This window comes from Photobacterium profundum (assembly GCF_003026285.1).
GTDB lineage: Bacteria > Pseudomonadota > Gammaproteobacteria > Enterobacterales > Vibrionaceae > Photobacterium > Photobacterium profundum.
Genome location: NZ_PYOD01000005.1, coordinates 228,925 through 246,713, shown reverse-complemented (window position 1 = coordinate 246,713; position 17,789 = coordinate 228,925). Strand labels below are relative to the sequence as shown.

The following is a 17,789-nucleotide window of genomic DNA, read 5'->3' as shown; positions in this document are numbered from 1 at the left end:
TATCATCAGGGCAAGAATAATTATTATTTGTCCAGCGATGGCTAATTCAAAACAAAACTCATATCGGGGAAAAAAATGTTTCGTTGTAAAAAGCCAAAAGCGATGATGAACCAGATATGGTGAGAATATTAAAGAGTACGAAGAGGGCTGGCTTGAGAAGGCGACCTAAAACAATTAGGAATAATTCCTAGTTCTAGGTGTTTTGTCAGAAAAGCGTGAAAGTAATCACACTTTTACTATGGATACGTATAACGGCTAAACATACGATGAATAAGATCTTACGAAAATAAGGAGACTCAATAGGCTCATCTCCTTATTTTTAGGTGTTACCTACATTGCTTAATACAATGGCATCTCATCAGCAACAAACGGGTTAGATACTCGCTCATTACCAAAAGTAGACAACGGCCCGTGACCCGGAACAAAAGTCACATCGTTACCGAGCGGCCACAATTTACCTTTAATGGAATCGATCAGTGTTTGGTAATCACCTTGAGGGAAATCAGTACGCCCGACACCACCTTTAAATAGCACATCACCCACAAATGCTACTTTGGCATCATCATTAAACAAAATAACGTGACCAGGAGTATGGCCTGGTGTATGAATAACCTGAAGCTTTTGATTGCCAACAGTAATTTCATCGCCTTCAGATAACCATTGAGTCGGTGCAAAGGCTTCTGTTAATGGGAAACCAAACATCTCGCTCTGGCGAGGTAAACCTTCAAGCCAGAATGCATCATCTTTATGAGGACCAATAATAGGAACATCTAATTCAGCGGCTAATGGTGCAGTACCACCAACATGATCGAGGTGACCATGGGTCAACAACAATTGTGTCACATTCAAACCAAGCTGCTGAACTTTTGCTTTTAGAAGATGGATATCGCCACCTGGATCTACAATCGCTGCGTCTTTAGTTTCATCGCACCAAACAATAGAACAGTTCTGCTGAAATGGAGTAACAGGAACAATTTCAAACTGGAGACTCATACGTGCTCTTTTCCTAAACTGATACCACTCTCGATAAGTAAACGTTCAGTACTTGTCGAGATTGGCATAACATAAAAACTAGGGGCAAGAATGCCACGGTTACTGCCAAAAGGAAATGAAGAGTCGTTATCTTAACGGTTGAGAATAGCGAAGAAACACAAGATAGAAAAAGAGAGGAGGAAAGGTAACTCAAGAAAAAACGTATTACAGCGAGAGAGTACCCCCGCCATTAAACGCAACGAATAGCTATTACCAACGGCGAACGGGACCTGTATCAATATGAACAAAATCACTCTTAGGGTAATAACCAACACCGCCTAATTGTAAATCGATGGCAGCTTTTCGCACTTTAGATAAAGACACACCTTCTAGGTTAAAATCTATCGCTTGACCTTTCATGTGGTAACTCTTGGTTGCCACACCACCTTTCTTTTGTAACATCTTATTGGTTGCCGGAGAGCGATAACCTGAAATGATACGCACTTGGCCTTTATGACCTAAGTTTGCTTGAATTTCAGTAATCGCATCGAAAAGACGCTTATCCATTTTAGCCACTTCATTTCGTCTGAAATCACGGCAGATATTATCAATGCGTTTTAACTCGGTTTTGATGTAGCTTTCACCATTAAAAAACTCACTATCTATATCTTCACCAGTGTGAATATTACACAGTGAAATTTTACGTGGGTTGGTAGCTTTAAAAGGACTCGCAATCGCCATACCTGGCACTAGACATGCACCTAACGTGAGTCCACCAGCAATCAAAAGCTGACGGCGCATGTAATCAAAATCAGACATCGAAACAAAACCAAAATCAAACGAATAAAAAGGTGTACTACTTAAGTAGCTCAAGCAAGATAACGTTCAGGTTATGTTCAGTCAAATAGCAAAATGACAAAAAAACACTGCTTTTTTATCAAAACAGTGTCTAATTATTGAGAAATAAGTAATTTAATGATTGTAAGCAGATGTATATTTTTGATCACTTTGCGAACCATCGCCCACTTTGTCGTATAAATACACATCATCACGGAAGTTCACAAGCCCACCGTCATCAACCCAAGCTGTCTGATAAATGAGGTGTACTTGCACCTTATTCCGAAGTCCTATTGTCTTGGTTTTCTTACGTCCAGAGAGCTCATAAAAACGCTGCTCTGTAACGCCAGAGTAATTGAGTAAGATTAATGCCAAAACATCAGCATTCTCGACCCTTACACAACCAGAACTAAATGCCCGGTCATCTTTATTAAATAAGCTTTTGGCTGGGGTATCATGTAAATAAATCGAATCATCATTCGGAATATTAAATTTATACAAACCCAACGCATTCTTATTGCCAGGTTTTTGACGTAATCGATATGGGAACGTTTTTGCATACAACATGCTTGGATGAATCGTATGTATTGGAATTTGCTCTGAACTATTCCAGCTTCGAATTACCGCATAGTTATGGCGGTACAAATAACTTCTATCTCGGCGAGCTTTAGGCAAGATGTCTTTTCGCATTATAGATTTAGGGACATTCCAATAAGGGTTAAATACCACTGAATTCACCCTAGATGATATTAAAGGTGTACGCCGGCTTGGACGACCTACGATCACTTTACTATCGAATACATGTTTATTATCAAGCCATAAATTAAGATCATAACCCGGAATATTTACAATCAATACTGAATTATGTTCTGCAGGCCATAAACGTACTCGTTGAGCATTTAACGCTAAAACACGAATACGCTCTTTTGGGGTTATGGCTAGCCAATATCGCGTTTTAGGTCCAATAACGCCATCGACCTTTAAGCCATGTCGCTTTTGAAATGTTTTAACCCCTAATGAAAGTGGAATAGTCAGCGTGCGGAGTTGAGACGCTCGCATTCTATCAGCATCGTATTCTGTGATATCTCCCATTCTTTCAAGAATAGTAATGAGGCTATCAGGATTATTAAGGCGGCCTCCTAATCTGATAATCCCTTGTTGATAGAACCCTGGCCAATGTTCAGATTCTGATGCTTCTAGTGCCTGCATTGCCAGTATCATTTTATTGTAATTATCATTTACAGGCTTAAGCGAGGTAACAAAATAACGCATACGATTATTGTCAATCGCATCAAGCAAGCGCCCTGTTTGCACCTCGGTAGGCAATGGTAATGGCATATCGACGCCTGTTCCAAATAGCCAGCCACGACCAAATTCAGGTAAATTTTCGATATAACTCATATACGCTAACAATGTATCTGTCGCCAATAAATCATACTGGCGCCAATCATTCGCTAATTTGTAATGTTTAAGTTGAGAGTAGCGGCGAGACAAATCAGAACTCACACCCGAAAGAGCGACAACACGTAATTGCTCTTCAAGTTCAGTGGCTGCAAATGCATCTTGCCAGATGGGAGTGTAAGCAAAAGAGGCATAAAGCTGTGCGAGTTTATCAATATATTGAATCGATGAGAGATCATCGGCAACTTCTTTCACCCAAAGTCGAGACTTTTGCTGTTGCAATGCGATTTCGGGCGACACCACAGGTTCAGGTATAAATTGTTGCTGTGTGCTAATGCCTTGATCAGATAAAAGGGCTGGTGTGGGCGTTAACACCGGCTCATTTGCTGACACACTAACGCTGATGATTGCGCTGAGAAGTAAAGAAATACATGATTGCCGTATTATTGCCATTACTATTTCCCCAAGGAGCACCACATAAGTATGGCAAATATGCTTGCCTTTGGGCTTAAATGTAGCTTGTACTGGCACTTTTGTGTGTTTCAAAACTACAACAACACCTGAGCGCTTACACGTTATTCTCAAGTTTAAAAGCTATCATACTGATAGATAAAGGCTCGTTTCAGCGAGAATTCTGTATCTTAGATATATATTAAAAACGAAGCATAAAACGCCCCATCATCAGTGAAATATTTGCATATTTAAGCATTTCCTCTTCAAAATACACCGACAAATACATGCCATACACATCATCGAGATAAATATCGTTTAGTGCACTAAACTTTTTATATCAAACGAATATCGTAAAATGTATCGATATAATAGTTCTGAGCATGTCTCTATTTTAATCAAGTATATCTGAGTTATGAAAAATGTCGTCCAGAGCAAAAACTAAAGCTTCCATGTTAGTTCAGTTTGTTGTATTTTCGCGGCAATTATCTTTGGAGAGTTAAATGGACAAGCACGAAGAAGTTCTCATTGCCCTTCGACAAATTATCCGAGCAATCGACCTGCACTCAAGAAAACTGAATAAAGACGCAGGGTTAACTGGACCGCAACTTGTTTTGATGCGTGCTATCCGTGATTCCGGAGAAGACGTCACTATTCGCCAGCTTTCAAATAACACCAATATGAGCCAGGCGACGGCAACTACCATTTTAGATCGTCTTGAAAAACGAGAATTAGTGGTACGAGAAAGAAGTAAGTTAGATAAACGAAAAGTACATGCACACCTAACTGAAAAAGGTATAGAGGTTATTGCAAAAGCCCCTCTTCCTTTACAAGACAGTTTTGTCTCTCAATATCAAGATCTTGATGATTGGGAACAGTCTTTGTTGTTGTCATCAGTTCAGCGTATCTCTTCGATGATGAATGCAGAACATTTAAATGTTGCGCCGCTTTTAGAAGTAGGCAGCATTACGCAGCAAGAAGCAACGACAGAACAGTAATTAAGCCACTCAGCTTATTCCTTTTGTACATTGTTATTGCTCAATAAAGAAAGTCGATTGATATCGGCTTTCTTTATTAATCCATTTTTTATACCCCAGCAGTGAACTTAGTACTCCCTTCAAGCACTACCTCTCAAATAATAAACGTCCAAACCCTAGCTTTCAGCCTAAAGCATGATTATATTGATTCCAATAAGTCAATGATTGGATAATAGTGTGCTACTTGAAGGAATAGAAACGTTACTGGTGTTGGCTAAAGAAGGCACCATGAGTAAAACAGGTAGCCGTTTATATATAAGCCAATCAGCCGTCAGTAAACGTATTGCAAAATTAGAGAAGAGATTAGGAAAGAAATTAATCGAGCCTTCTGGTCGCCATATAAAACTAACAGCCGATGCCATTACGCTTATTGACAATGTCGGACCAAGTTATAAAGAAATAAAGGGGCTGATTTTTGATCAACAACCTTATCAAGACCATACCCCCATTTATCTCGCCTGTTCCGAAACCTTAGTCGCTGGTTACCTAGGAAGTATGATGGGTGCCTACATTCAGCACGACCCGTACATTAGCATTACGACTCACCACACTCCGGTCATCATCGAGAAAGTGCAATCAGGTGACGCAACAATTGGCTTTTGTGCTGGGCATTTACCTCCCCAGCATGGCCTGTCAACCCGTCACCTATTCAATGAGCCTTTCTCTGTTATTAGCCACCAACCATTGCGAGAGCAGCCCCAGAAACTACTTGTTAATGACTTCAATAATCCATCAAATGCCAACCAAGCCAGCTTACTTCAAAAAGCAGGCATTATTCCGTTAATGGAGATGGACTCTTATACGGCTGCAGCACAACTGGCATTAGGTGGTGTTGCTCCTGCATTAGTACCTATTTCGATTATCAAAACCTTAAAAATCGAACCAATTTACTGCCATCATTTTGAGTTTCTTGATGAGCTCACCCGTCCGGTTCATTTATGCTTCCGCCAGAAGAGCTATCAATCAGAACGTGTTAGTAAACTTATTGAAACCATTGCGGATTCTGTTCCCAAAGTAATTTAATCGCCATTACCATCGAGATAATCACGACCATAGGTCGGATAAGTTTCTGCCCTTTAGAAATGACTACCTTGGCCCCCATACGCGCACCAATAAACCCCCCAGCCGCCATCAACAAACCTATTTCCCAAATCGGTAGCCCTGCCATTATGAAGAACAATAATGCGGCAAAGTTCGACGTAAAATTAAGAATTTTTGTTCTTGCCGTTGCTTCCACTAATCCAAATTGAGCAAGAGCAACAAAACAAACCGTAAACAAAGAGCCCGCACCCGGCCCAAAAAAACCATCATAAAATCCGATACTTGTACCCACGGTGAAAGCAAAGGCATTCTCTGACAGCTTCGGAGTACCTCCTCCTTTACCTGTTTGAGGAGCAAATAGAAAATACAGAGAAATACAGACCAATAAAGCAGGGATCAGACTTGTTAGTACCCCTGCATCAATGCGCTGAACAAGCAATGCACCAATGGCAGAACCAATAAACGTAAAAACAATCGCGTTACGCATTTCCTTCAAACTGACAAAACCGTTACGAACAAAATATAACGAAGCAGAAAAGCTACCAAACGAACCTTGAAGTTTATTGGTGGCTAATGCCTGAGCCGGTGGTACACCAACAGCAAGTAAAGCGGGTACGGTTATCATTCCTCCGCCGCCAGCTATCGCATCAATAAAGCCCGCTACACCTGCCACCAAAAACAGCAACCCAAGAATTTCAAACGACAAGTCCATTTAATAATGTCTCTTTTAACAACCAGTAAGAGCGATGACGGTAACATTACGCACAAATAACGAATAGCGAAAGATAGGACGACAACCTATTCCAGATGGGAATTGGTAGAAAAATATACTTAATGAAATGAAGTCACATTTTTGCTTCCACCAACAATATGCACCTACAACCTTATAAACGCTAATTTATAGTGTAATACCAGTGATTTACACCTAGAAAATAGGCACTTCCGTTAACTAAATCTCAATTTCAACAATAGTCCCATGCCGATTCGTTATCAAAATACAAAATTTGGCATTTAACAGAAGCAACCACTTTAAGCACCATAACAACAATCAATTTAAGACGTTACCTCTAAGAATTTACCGATTGGTGGCTATCCATCAACCGAAGAGAATTTATTATTCCACACGGACGGACAATTTATGTTAGTAGCAATTGAGCTTATTGTAGTTTTAGGCTGCATTTACTGGGGACTAAAGATGGGCGGGTTAGGCGTAGGCTTAGCTGGCGGTCTTGGGTTAGCCATTTTAACGCTTGGTTTCGGGCTTGAACCCAGTGCGCCGGCGGTCAATGTCATTCTGATCATCATGGCGGTCGTCACTGCAGCATCCACCATGCAGGCTGCAGGTGGCATGGACTGGCTGGTTCATCATGCAGGAAACCTTATGCGACGTAACCCTCGCTATATCTGTTTTCTAGCACCAATGATCACTTGGTTAATGACAATTATGGCGGGTACGGGCTATACCGTATTTTCAACGCTTCCTGTTATTTCAGAAGTTGCAAAAGAAATTGGCGTTCGCCCCTCTCGCCCGCTGGCTGGTGCTGTTGTCGCTTCGCAAGTCGCCATTTCTGGTTCACCTATCTCTGCGGCGATGGCTGCGATGATCTCTATTATGGAACCCATCGGAGTCAGCTTTCTTGAAATCATGGCAGTCTGCCTACCGACTTCATTTATTGCAGCCATGGTTGCTGCCTTCATTGCATCTCGCCAAGGGTGCGAATTAAAAGACGATCCTGTTTACTTAGAGCGCTTACAACACGAACACCAACAGAAAGATGATCAAAAAATCGAGTTAGATCCTAAAGCCAAATATTCTGTCATGCTGTTCTTACTCGCGACTACTGCAATTGTAGTTTACGCTGCTTTTCCTGTGCTTCGCCCCCAGTTTGCAGACGGCGGCATGATGTCGACGCGCGATATCATTATTGTTTCTATGTTTGCAGTTGCCTGTCTGATGGTACCAATATGTAATATCCACCCAGATAAGATTGTTCGTACAACGACATTCCGATCTGGCATGAGTTCAGTTGCCGTTATTCTTGGCATTGTGACGATGGGCTCTACAATGGTTAACGCCTATTTGCCTGAAATTGAAGAGTTCGCTGGCTCACTGCTACAATCATACCCAATGCTATTAGCACTGGTATTATTCGGTACATGTACACTGCTTCTTTCTCAAGGTGCCACAACACCGCTAATCATTCCGTTAGCACTGAGTCTGCAAGTACCGCATTGGGCAATTCTCGCTTCTTTTGTTGCAGTCACTGGAGTATTTGTTCTTCCAACCTATCCAACATCATTGGCCGCCATCGAATTTGACTCGACAGGCTCAACACGAATGGGAAAAAATATCTTTGACCACCCCTTCTTGCTTCCGGGGCTAGCCGGTGTCGCTATTTCAACCTTATGTGGCTTCTTGATTGCCCCACTGATCGTGTAGCAAACTCATAATAGTGAAGTAGTAACAATCGATACCAATCAGGATAAGTAGTCATTCAAAGACTTCTGCTGATTGGTATCATTACTTCGATTTATTCACCATTCAAGTTACGCAATGTTTGCCACACTTGCTCACCTGCTGGGTGTAAACGAGCCTGGTAGCGATAAGCATAATAGGTGATCGGTAATCTAAGATAGGGTTCACCGACAATCGCCACTTTCCCGCTCGCCAGTTCTTCCTGTATCGCATAATCCGGTAACCAAGCAATTCCCTGCCCTTTAAGTACCAGTACTTTAAGTAAATCTGTCATCGATGATAAAAATACTGCCTTCAGGTTAACCTGATCACGAATAGCTTCAATTTGACGCCCCATATAAGAACTCGGACTGTATGCCAGCCATGGCACTTCTTTGTCTTTGGTGATCTGATAAAGTGGTTGCCCTTCACTATTACACGCACAGACGGGCAACAGCTCCGCCTGTCCAATTTGTAACGACTGATAGGGGGGTAACCGAAGCAACTCATCATCAAATGCTAATAGCAAATCACAGCTACCTTCATGCAGCTCTTCAATGGCCTGATCGACATCGATCGCTTCAACACTCAATAAGGGGCTATGCTTGCCCGCCAATAACTTAGGTTGAATAGACGGTACAAGGCTAGTTGCTAATGAATGTGCAGCCGCCACCCGAACCATATTACCGCCAAGTTTCGATAAATCTGACAACTGACCAATTCCATCCACCATTTGGTTCATCAGGCTACGTGCTGTTATCCGAAATAATCGACCACTGGGCGTAAGAGAAACAGGCGTTTTGCTTCTATCTACCAATTCCGTACCCACCATGTGCTCCAATGCTTTAATCCGTCGACTAAAGGCAGGCTGGGTCACATTACGTATTTTTGCTGCCATAGAAAAATTTCGAACATCCGCGAGAGCCAGAAAATCTTCTAACCACTTACTTTCTATATTCATAAAATTTGAGCTAAAGATAAAAAAGTAGTATATCGAAACGAGTGGGCTATCCAGATATATTTCAAGCGCCCATGATCACAATTTAATTATTTAGTCATACGGATTCGGCATAATAGCCTCAGCAACGGCATTTCAAATCGAACCACCGTCACCTTATAGTGATTGCAGTTAATAATACTGTAGGAACAATAACATGAGCAGAAAATTAGGAATTCTTGGTGGTATGGGTCCATTAGCAACTGTTGAATTTATGCAGAAAATTATTTCACGTACCCCTGCTCATAATGATCAACAGCATATCCCGATGCTTGTTAGTAATAACCCGCAGATTCCAGATAGAACCGCATATATTATCAGCAACGGGGAAGATCCATATCCAGCACTAAAACAAGGTATGGAACAGTTACAGCAAGCTGGCGCCGAGTGTATTGTTATGCCCTGTAATACAGCCCATTATTGGTACACCCGCCTAACAAATAGCTGTAACGTGCATACCATCAGCATTATTGACAGCGTCGTTAGCGAGGCTAAGCACCGCCGCTACCAAACCGTCGGTTTACTCGCGACCACTGCTACAATGATGGCAGGCATGTATCAGACAAAACTGGCTCAACAGCAAATCAATGCGATAGAAACAACCGATTCAGAGCAGCAAGCAATAATGAATGGGATTTATGCGGTCAAAGCGGGGAATGTGGAGCACGGTAAGCAACTTATGCAACCTGTCTTTGAAGCAATGCTTAACCGTGGGGCTGAAGCCGTTATTTTTGGTTGTACCGAAATACCTGTTGCGCTTGCAGAACAGACAATTTCTCAACCACAGCACTGCTTAGATTCTCTCGATATTTTAGCTGAGCAGTGTGTTCATTGGGCTCAAGCTGATGCGCCAGAGCTCGTCGCATAATTTTGTCTTAAATCGTAAATATGTAGAGAAAGTTTACAACAGAAAAGTCATCAATCCCCTTGTAATGTCGTAATTTTACGACATTACATTTCTTCCGCAATACCCCTTCCCTTTGTCATTCGGTAAAAACCCCCTAACCCACTACCAAACACGCACTTCGATTAATGCACTGCTACAAAATTATTGTTTCCAATATTGTACTAATCAGTATTCATTAAAACACCAGATGAAAAGTAAGTGATTGAAAGACACTGAATTAATAATACAGGGCTAATTTAACATTCAAACATCAATCACACATTGATGATTTGTCTGATGAAAGCATCAATAAATAAACATAGCGCCAAACCGCTTGATACTTAAAATATTCTATATCACGACGTCGTCATTCCAATTTCGTTAAACAAAATTACAAAGCAGAAAACATCCCATACAACATGTTTTGCATCAACACGATTATTAGCATGGAGGGTGCGTTTACTTAACCCTACAACGCTAAGCCCAGCGCTTATTACTGGATAACCTACGGCCCCGAGAGTTAATCGACAAGGGCGAGTACAGCAACTTCGGTTGCCAAAACGAAATACATGGCGGATCACCGTCAACTGGAGCAATTATGAAGGTAAACTTTTTCGTCACCTGCTTATGCGATACCGTGAAAGCCGAAGTGGCCAAAAAAACGGTCATGCTACTTGAACAGCTTGGCTGCGAAGTCATTTTTCCCGAGCAACAAGGATGCTGTGGCCAACCTTCGCTAAACAGCGGGTATATCGAAAGCAGCAAGCCAGCCATGAAGAATTTAATCAAGGCATTTGAACGCAATGATCTGCCAATTGTTACGCCTGCTGGATCGTGTGCTGCGTCAATCAAACGCTACCCTGAATACCTCGCCGATGAACCAGAATGGGCAGAACGTGCACAGCATGTTGCCGATCGCCTGTTCGAGTTAACGCAATTTATTGTCAACCAACTAGGAACAGTCAACGTCGGCGCTCGTCTTGAAGGCCGAGCAGTCTACCACCCATCATGCAGTTTAATCCGCAAACTCAATGTACGAGAAGAACCATTAGCCCTACTTGCTAACGTTGAAGGATTAGAGATGCTACCCATCGAAAATCAGGAAACCTGCTGCGGTTTCGGCGGCACGTTCTCCGTCAAAATGGCTGACATATCTGCAGAGATGGTTAAAGAAAAAGTCCATCATATTTCAGCGGTTGAGCCTGATTATTTAATCGGCGCCGATATTAGCTGCTTGATTAACATTGGCGGGCGTATTAGCCGTGAAGGAAAACCTGTGAAAGTATTGCACATTGTCGATGTGCTGATGAGCCGCTAAGGAGATCACACTATGTCAATGAAAACCAGCAAACTGAAATTCAAAGAACGCATCAAAGTTCAAATGAAAGATGACTTTATGCGTGAATCTGTCGCCAATGCCCAAACCCGTATGTATACCAATCGCCAAATAGCGGCAGATAAACTGGGTAACTGGGAGCAGTGGCGAGAAATGGGCATGGATATTCGCGACCATGTGCTAGAAAACCTTGATTACTACCTCCACCAGCTTAGCGAGAACGTGAAAAACAATGGCGGACAAGTGTTCTTCGCCCGCACAGCCAGTGATGCAACCAACTATGTAGAAAGCATTATCAAAGCGAAGAATGCTAAAAAGGTGGTGAAATCCAAATCAATGGTCACAGAGGAAATTAACCTTAATCAGATCATTGAACGTAACGGCTGTGAGGTCATTGAAACAGACTTGGGGGAATATATTCTACAAGTTGACGATTGCGATCCTCCATCACATATTGTCGTACCTGCTTTACACAAAAACCGTTACCAGATCCGCGACATCTTTAAAGATAAAATTGGTTATGAAGGTAGTGAAGATCCTGAAGAGCTGACTCGATATGTCCGAGATTATATTCGCCACGACTTCTTGCAAGCCGACATTGGGATCACTGGGTGCAACTTCGCGGTTGCCGAATCAGGCACTGTTACGCTGGTGACCAACGAAGGTAATGCGCGATTAGCGACAAGCCTGCCCAAAACCCATATTGCTGTTATGGGGATGGAGCGTATTGTTCCTACCTTTGAAGAACTCGATATTGTCATCAGCTTACTATGTCGCAGTGCTGTTGGTATTCCGCTCACTGGCTATGTTACCGCGCTAACTGGCCCTCGTGAGGAAGGCCACCTTGATGGCCCTGAAGAGTTCCACCTTGTCATCGTCGATAATGGTCGCTCTGATATTCTAGGCTCAGAGTTTCGTGACATTCTACGTTGTGTACGTTGTGCAGCTTGCGTTAACACCTGCCCTGCTTATCGCCATATCGGTGGTCAGTCATATGGGTCTATATATTCAGGTCCCATTGGTGCTGTGCTGTCCCCCCTATTAGGTGGCTACGATGACTTTAAAGATCTGCCCTACGCCTGTAGTTTGTGCCGAGCCTGTCATGATGTGTGTCCGGTAAAAATTCCTCTTTCCGATCTGCTACTTAAGCACCGCCAGAAAATGGGAGAAGAAAAGATCACACCGTTTGCCGAGCGAGCTGCAGTAGGTGCCTTTAACATCATTAATGCTCATCCACTCTTGTGGGATAAGACGGTAAAAATAGGGGCAACCGCAGCAAGTGGTTTGATCCGAAACGGTAAACTGCCTTTGCAAATGGGGGCTATTAGCGAATGGACTGAAGCGCGAGATCTGCCGCAGCCTGATGGTCAATCTTTCCGTAGCTGGTTCAAAAACCGTAATTAATTTTAGGAGTGGCAACCATGAGTCAAATTCATAACCGTGACAGCTTTCTCGATAATATAGCGAATAAACTAGGGCGCCCACGCCAAACAGAACCAGTTGAGCGCCCTAAGCTAAAGCACACTTGCCACCATGAAGTAATGGCTGAGTTTAGTGTCGATGAACTCAAAGACGTGCTCGTTAATTACACCCGCACGTCTTTGGGTTCACAGGCTATTGAAACAACAAAAGCAGCACTTACCACTACCCTTGCAGACGTCTGTAAAAAATACTGCACTGATGAGGATAACAGTACTGATACCACTCAAGCACCTTACGAGACAATCGTCTCTGCAGACCCTCGCCTACTAGCCATATTTGACCCAGAACAACTTGATACTCCTGATCATATTGTTCATATTTGGGATACAAAACTTGGCTATGGCCCGAATATTGAGGTTGCCGAGCGTGCAAAAGTGGGGATTGTTTTCGCCGAACAGGCTTTAGCCGAATCTGGCACTATGGTGCTATACAGCCAGCCAGCGCAAGGCCGTGCCATTAGTCTATTACCGGAAGCATCTATCTTTGTCGTGCCCAAAAGCCACCTTGTTGCACGACTCACTCAGGCCACTGCGGTTTTACACGAAAAAGCCAAGAAAGGTGAACGCCTACCTTCTTGCGTTAACTTTATTTCAGGTCCAAGTTCAACCGCCGATATTGAGCTAATCAAAGTTATTGGTGTACACGGCCCTATTTACGCAACCTACGTCATCATTGACGACATGTAAGTGCGTAACCTAATCGCCCCATAACCATCAAAGGTCAGGTTCTTAGTTCTTAATATCATAACTAGGATGCTGACCTTTTACTCTTTATACTTATACCAACCCAACGACGAGAAACATCCGAATGCCTCAAATCGATGATCTGGTTCTTTTTACCCAAGTTATAGAACACGCCTCTTTTAGCAAAGTGGCTGAACTAAACAAAATCACTAAATCAGTCGTCAGCAAGCGGATCAGCAAGCTTGAAAATCAACTTGGGGTACAGTTGATTTACCGTACCACGCGTAAACTCACGCTCACCGAACCAGGCTCGATACTTTATCATCGTTCAAAAGATATTAACCAAGTTGCCCAGTCAGCCTTTGATGCTATCACCGGTTATAGTGAAGCCCTATCCGGTAATATAAGAGTATCCGTTCCAACCATTTCAGGAGAGCTGCTACTTGCTGAAGCCCTTTCTGATTTCTGCCAAAAACATCCGGGGCTAACGGTAGAAATGTCGATGGATAACCACTTTGTCGATTTAGTCGCTCAAAACTATGACTTAGTAATACGTACAGGCTACCTTGAAGACTCAAGCTTAATTGCCCGCCACATATTCAATTCTCGCTGGGTGATCTGTGCTTCAACCGATTACCTAGAAAAAAATGGCATTCCGGAAACACCAAAAGCCCTTCAACACCATAACTGCCTGGGGTATACCCAACAAAGCACAGGTCCGTTTGATTGGCTATTCATTCGCAATAACACTGAAACTTACACGCTTAAAGTAAACGGTAACTTTTCTTCAGATAACGCCGTCGCCCTGCGAAAAGCGACACTCGCGAATAACGGGATAGCCTACTTACCCACTTGCTTGGTATTTGATGATCTTAAGTCAGGAAAGTTGATAGAGGTGCTGCCGGAGCATTCCGGCAAAGTGGTGGGAATTTACGCTGTATATCCATATACAAAAAAGCCATCAAAGCGAATTCAAGCGCTCATTGAACATATTCGCGATCGATATATTACAATGAAAGAACGGTTTTAACGCCTTGTATTAGACCTGCTATTGCCTGCAATAAAGAGCGGTAAAACAACGCTCTTTATTGCAAAGAAAAGATTAACTTCGGTTACGACACATTTCAGCAGGGAAAGAAAGTTGTACCATAACGTAGCGTTTAAAAACATCATCATAGCCTTGGTCATCAAGTGCTTTTTGCATACACAATAACCACGCTTCTTTTTCTGCAATACCAATGGAAAGATGACGATGAGCACCAGGGATATTCATGCTGCCATATTTTTCAGCATAAAGGGATGGCCCGCCCATCCAACCAGTTAAAAACGTAGTGAGCTTTTCACGAGAATCAGTCAGATCTGGCTTATGCATCGCACGTACAATCTCAGCTTCCGGCAATGTGTCCATATAATCATAGAAAGCATCAACCAGCTTTTTAACCCCCTCTTCACCGCCTGCAGCTTGTAAAGTAGCGTCTCCCATACCATAAACAGGTGCTGATTTTTTGGCTGGTACAACATTCTCTTCTTGAATGGCGTCTTTTGCTTCGCTAGCTTGTGGACTGCTAGATTGTTCTGTTTTCATCATGGTTTCTTTTTGTGTTTTCGATAATATGTTCTTTATACCAAAGCATAGCGTGTTTCATTAAATACTTATTCAATTGGCATTAAAATAAAAAGAGCTGCCAAAGCAACTCTCAGTATTATTAAAGATGAGTCTTAACTTTCAAATATTGGACCGCCAAATGCTGTTACAGGCGGTACTTCACCTTTAAACTTCTCAACCTCTACGATAACGGTATTGGCACTGGTTGCCTGAGCAAGCTCTGATGAGCCTATATCTTGCGTAACCGTATTAGGATCGCCATAGGTATCAATCGCACCAATTTTTTCATTTAGCGGGCCATACCAAGCGCCTTCATGAATACGAATAACACCTGTAGGGTAGTTATCAGATACTTTTGCGCCCGCTAACAGTTGCCCTCGATCATTAAATACTCGCACCAGATCCCCATCTTTAATACCACGAGCTTTCGCATCTTCAGGGCTGATATAAACAGGCTCTCGACCTTGTACCGTATAGGTCGCTCGGTATTCGTCAGACTCACACATTTGTGAATGTAAACGCTGATCAGGATGGCAAGATTGTAACCACAGTGGAAATTGATCTGAATGGGGCCCACCATGAGATCGTTCTGATTTTTCAAACCACATCGGGTGACCTTGGCAGTGCTCATAGCCATAGCGATCAATCTTACGACTGAAAATTTCAATAAAACCAGAAGGCGTACCTAATGGATTTATTTCAGGGTCTTCACGAAATCCGGCATGTTGAATGAAGGGTTTTCCGGGGCCAAATTCAACAACACCATCCGCCCAAAACTGATCAAACTCTGGCATGGGGAAATTGGCTTTATTCGCTTCTTTGCAGTCGGCGTACAACATTCGTACCCACTCCATTTCATCCATACCACGTGTATATTGTTTCTGGCGACCAAACCGTCGTGTTAGCTCAGTAAAAATATCAAAGTCAGTTTTCGACTGATAAAGCGGATCCACCAGCTTATGCATCGCCAAAATACCACTTGCCGAATACGCACCATATAAATCAATATCGTTACGTTCAAACTGAGTACAAGCAGGCAAAACGATGTCAGAGAATCGACATGTTGCTGTCCATGCAAACTCAATAGTTACGACCGTTTGTAACTTTTGAAACGCTTTCTTCATTCGATTGCGATCTTGATGATGATGCCAAGGATTACAGCCGCTCACTACCAGCATCTTCGTATCTGGCAGGATCACTTTACTGCCGTTGTATTTAATTTCTTTACCCGGCTCTAAAATCGCATCAAGCCATCGGGCTACAGGAATAGTTTTGCTGTAACCATTAAAATCATCGTTATCCCATTTAGGCTTTTGCCCTTCATCCACATTACGTGGAAAACCACCCGGCCCAGCCGCACCTGTCGGAGGAATGCCCACTCCACTATAATGGTGTGAATAAGAAACACCGCCACCGGGTAAACCAATTTGACCCAGCATTGCCGCTACAACAGCCCCCATCCAGTAAGGTTGCTCACCATGTTGCTGACGTTGAATCGACCAACCGAACATTATCTGTGTGCGATCTTTTGCCAGTAAACGGGCCAGTTCACGTATCTGATCCGCTTTCACACCACAGATTTTTTCTGCCCACTCTGGCGTCTTTTCTACGTTATCTTTTGCTTTACCAAGTACATACGGTAAGAAATCATCAAAGCCTAACGCATAAGTCTCTAAAAACTTTTTATCGTAAAGATCTTCTTTATAAAGTGTATGGGCAATGGCCAACATGAACGCCACGTCTGTTTGTGGGTTTACATAAAGCTGATCACAATTCAGGTAATTCTGCGTTTTTGATTTAACAGGATCGATAGAGATCACTTTGATCTCGCCTTTTGCCACTTTCTCTTTTAACTGCTCATAATACTCATACGAGCCATGTGTTTCAGCTTGCCAACCTACCTGTGTATTTTTGAAGGGATCGTTACCCCATAACACAATCGTTTTACTGTTCGATAAGATCTCTGGCCATGATGTTGCTTGCGCGTAAACCTCTGTTGAACCTAACACGTAAGGTAAAATAGTTTGACCAGCACCAGTTGAGTAATCACCAACTTTCGTCATGAAATTACCGTGCATACCAACAGCACGTTGCATATGTGATGTACAGCTGTGGAACTGCCCTGTTTGTCGCCAGCCTGTCATGCCGGCATGTAACGCCCAAGGGCCATAATCTTTCTGAACCCGTTCTAGTTCTTGATAGAACAGATCTAATGCTTCATCCCATGTCACCCGAATAAAGCGATTATTACCCCGTGTTTCACCGCTGTATTTGTGCTTTTTCAACCAATCAAGCCGCACCATCGGGTACCGAACACGAGAAGGGCTATAGATAATACCTTTAATACCTTTCAACATATCAGTCGGATATTTATCTAATTCTAACGCCTTAATTTCTTGCACTTTACCGTTATAAATACGGGCGCGAAAAGCCCCCCAATGAGAACCCGATACCTTCCAGACCCCATCGGCAGTAGTGGCTGCACCTTCTGTCGCAGCATTAGCAGCTTGCACCAAAAGGCTTGGTCCAATCACAGACGCCGCACTTGTCGTTGCTAGCCCTTTCAAAAATTTACGTCGACTCAGAGACATAAAAAATCCCTCGCT

15 protein-coding genes are annotated in these 17,789 nt (G+C 42.8%); 8 read left to right on the top strand and 7 right to left on the bottom strand.

Features of this window, described 5'->3' with window-relative positions; genetic code table 11:
• Positions 1-339 precede the first annotated feature (339 nt).
• The 3 genes from C9J48_RS15005 to C9J48_RS14995 all read right to left on the bottom strand — a co-directional run bounded on the left by C9J48_RS15005 (position 340) and on the right by C9J48_RS14995 (position 3,663).
• Positions 340-993, bottom strand: coding sequence for an MBL fold metallo-hydrolase (locus C9J48_RS15005; RefSeq protein ID WP_006233668.1), 654 nt, complete (start codon positions 991-993; stop codon positions 340-342).
• Between the two features lie 249 nt (positions 994-1,242).
• The gene (gene mepK / locus C9J48_RS15000; RefSeq protein WP_006233667.1) at positions 1,243-1,791 is read right to left on the bottom strand and encodes a peptidoglycan L,D-endopeptidase MepK; all 549 of its coding nucleotides are present in this window, start codon (positions 1,789-1,791) and stop codon (positions 1,243-1,245) included.
• 153 nt (positions 1,792-1,944) lie between these two features.
• Positions 1,945-3,663: a L,D-transpeptidase family protein gene (locus C9J48_RS14995; RefSeq protein ID WP_006233666.1), complete on the bottom strand. Its 1,719-nt coding sequence runs from the start codon at positions 3,661-3,663 to the stop codon at positions 1,945-1,947.
• A gap of 500 nt (positions 3,664-4,163) precedes the next feature.
• Between C9J48_RS14995 and C9J48_RS14990 the strand changes: the two genes are divergently transcribed.
• Both C9J48_RS14990 and C9J48_RS14985 read left to right on the top strand, forming a co-directional pair.
• Positions 4,164-4,658 (top strand): MarR family winged helix-turn-helix transcriptional regulator, encoded by a 495-nt coding sequence (locus C9J48_RS14990; protein WP_006233665.1) that lies wholly within the window; start codon positions 4,164-4,166, stop codon positions 4,656-4,658.
• A 216-nt stretch (positions 4,659-4,874) separates the two neighbouring features.
• Positions 4,875-5,720: a LysR family transcriptional regulator gene (locus tag C9J48_RS14985; RefSeq protein ID WP_036804399.1), complete on the top strand. Its 846-nt coding sequence runs from the start codon at positions 4,875-4,877 to the stop codon at positions 5,718-5,720.
• On the opposite strand, the gene C9J48_RS14980 is transcribed toward C9J48_RS14985, so the two are convergent.
• Positions 5,680-6,450, bottom strand: a complete 771-nt coding sequence (locus C9J48_RS14980; RefSeq protein WP_006233663.1) for a TSUP family transporter — start codon at positions 6,448-6,450, stop codon at positions 5,680-5,682. The two genes, C9J48_RS14985 and C9J48_RS14980, sit on opposite strands and share 41 nt — an antisense overlap.
• Before the next feature lie 426 nt (positions 6,451-6,876).
• On the opposite strand from C9J48_RS14980, the gene C9J48_RS14975 reads away from it, so the two are divergent.
• Complete coding sequence (locus C9J48_RS14975) at positions 6,877-8,178, top strand: anaerobic C4-dicarboxylate transporter (protein ID WP_006233662.1); 1,302 nt, start codon at positions 6,877-6,879, stop codon at positions 8,176-8,178.
• A 91-nt stretch (positions 8,179-8,269) separates the two neighbouring features.
• Here the strand turns inward: C9J48_RS14975 and C9J48_RS14970 are convergent, their stop codons facing one another.
• Positions 8,270-9,154, bottom strand: coding sequence for a LysR substrate-binding domain-containing protein (locus C9J48_RS14970; RefSeq protein WP_006233661.1), 885 nt, complete (start codon positions 9,152-9,154; stop codon positions 8,270-8,272).
• A 193-nt stretch (positions 9,155-9,347) separates the two neighbouring features.
• Between C9J48_RS14970 and cuyB the strand changes: the two genes are divergently transcribed.
• The 5 genes from cuyB (at position 9,348) to C9J48_RS14945 (ending at position 14,607) form a co-directional block, all read left to right on the top strand.
• Positions 9,348-10,058 (top strand): cysteate racemase, encoded by a 711-nt coding sequence (cuyB, locus tag C9J48_RS14965; protein ID WP_006233660.1) that lies wholly within the window; start codon positions 9,348-9,350, stop codon positions 10,056-10,058.
• Between the two features lie 616 nt (positions 10,059-10,674).
• Positions 10,675-11,394: a (Fe-S)-binding protein gene (locus tag C9J48_RS14960; RefSeq protein WP_006233659.1), complete on the top strand. Its 720-nt coding sequence runs from the start codon at positions 10,675-10,677 to the stop codon at positions 11,392-11,394.
• 12 nt (positions 11,395-11,406) lie between these two features.
• A complete protein-coding gene (locus tag C9J48_RS14955) occupies positions 11,407-12,816 on the top strand; it encodes a LutB/LldF family L-lactate oxidation iron-sulfur protein (protein ID WP_006233658.1) in 1,410 nt (469 codons plus the stop codon).
• A 17-nt stretch (positions 12,817-12,833) separates the two neighbouring features.
• Positions 12,834-13,580 (top strand): LutC/YkgG family protein, encoded by a 747-nt coding sequence (locus C9J48_RS14950; protein ID WP_006233657.1) that lies wholly within the window; start codon positions 12,834-12,836, stop codon positions 13,578-13,580.
• 121 nt (positions 13,581-13,701) lie between these two features.
• Positions 13,702-14,607 carry a LysR family transcriptional regulator gene (locus tag C9J48_RS14945; RefSeq protein WP_006233656.1) on the top strand — a complete coding sequence of 302 codons (906 nt, stop codon included), beginning with the start codon at positions 13,702-13,704 and terminating at the stop codon, positions 14,605-14,607.
• Positions 14,608-14,679: 72 nt separating this feature from the next.
• On the opposite strand, the gene C9J48_RS14940 is transcribed toward C9J48_RS14945, so the two are convergent.
• Entirely contained in the window at positions 14,680-15,165 is a 486-nt protein-coding gene (locus C9J48_RS14940) for a group II truncated hemoglobin (RefSeq protein ID WP_242610879.1), read from the bottom strand.
• Between the two features lie 131 nt (positions 15,166-15,296).
• Positions 15,297-17,774: a trimethylamine-N-oxide reductase TorA gene (gene torA / locus C9J48_RS14935; RefSeq protein ID WP_006233654.1), complete on the bottom strand. Its 2,478-nt coding sequence runs from the start codon at positions 17,772-17,774 to the stop codon at positions 15,297-15,299.
• Positions 17,775-17,789: the final 15 nt, after the last annotated feature.

Excerpts from the sequence above, each read along its gene's own strand:
- C9J48_RS14945 (WP_006233656.1), top strand. The coding sequence starts at position 13,702 with ATGCCTCAAATCGATGATCTGGTTCTTTTTACCCAAGTTATAGAACAC.
- C9J48_RS14955 (WP_006233658.1), top strand. The coding sequence starts at position 11,407 with ATGTCAATGAAAACCAGCAAACTGAAATTCAAAGAACGCATCAAAGTT.
- C9J48_RS14940 (WP_242610879.1), bottom strand. The coding sequence starts at position 15,165 with ATGATGAAAACAGAACAATCTAGCAGTCCACAAGCTAGCGAAGCAAAA.
- C9J48_RS14975 (WP_006233662.1), top strand. The coding sequence starts at position 6,877 with ATGTTAGTAGCAATTGAGCTTATTGTAGTTTTAGGCTGCATTTACTGG.
- C9J48_RS14980 (WP_006233663.1), bottom strand. The coding sequence starts at position 6,450 with ATGGACTTGTCGTTTGAAATTCTTGGGTTGCTGTTTTTGGTGGCAGGT.
- mepK (WP_006233667.1), bottom strand. The coding sequence starts at position 1,791 with ATGTCTGATTTTGATTACATGCGCCGTCAGCTTTTGATTGCTGGTGGA.
- C9J48_RS14970 (WP_006233661.1), bottom strand. The coding sequence starts at position 9,154 with ATGAATATAGAAAGTAAGTGGTTAGAAGATTTTCTGGCTCTCGCGGAT.
- C9J48_RS14960 (WP_006233659.1), top strand. The coding sequence starts at position 10,675 with ATGAAGGTAAACTTTTTCGTCACCTGCTTATGCGATACCGTGAAAGCC.
- cuyB (WP_006233660.1), top strand. The coding sequence starts at position 9,348 with ATGAGCAGAAAATTAGGAATTCTTGGTGGTATGGGTCCATTAGCAACT.
- torA (WP_006233654.1), bottom strand. The coding sequence starts at position 17,774 with ATGTCTCTGAGTCGACGTAAATTTTTGAAAGGGCTAGCAACGACAAGT.
- C9J48_RS14995 (WP_006233666.1), bottom strand. The coding sequence starts at position 3,663 with ATGGCAATAATACGGCAATCATGTATTTCTTTACTTCTCAGCGCAATC.
- C9J48_RS15005 (WP_006233668.1), bottom strand. The coding sequence starts at position 993 with ATGAGTCTCCAGTTTGAAATTGTTCCTGTTACTCCATTTCAGCAGAAC.
- C9J48_RS14950 (WP_006233657.1), top strand. The coding sequence starts at position 12,834 with ATGAGTCAAATTCATAACCGTGACAGCTTTCTCGATAATATAGCGAAT.
- C9J48_RS14990 (WP_006233665.1), top strand. The coding sequence starts at position 4,164 with ATGGACAAGCACGAAGAAGTTCTCATTGCCCTTCGACAAATTATCCGA.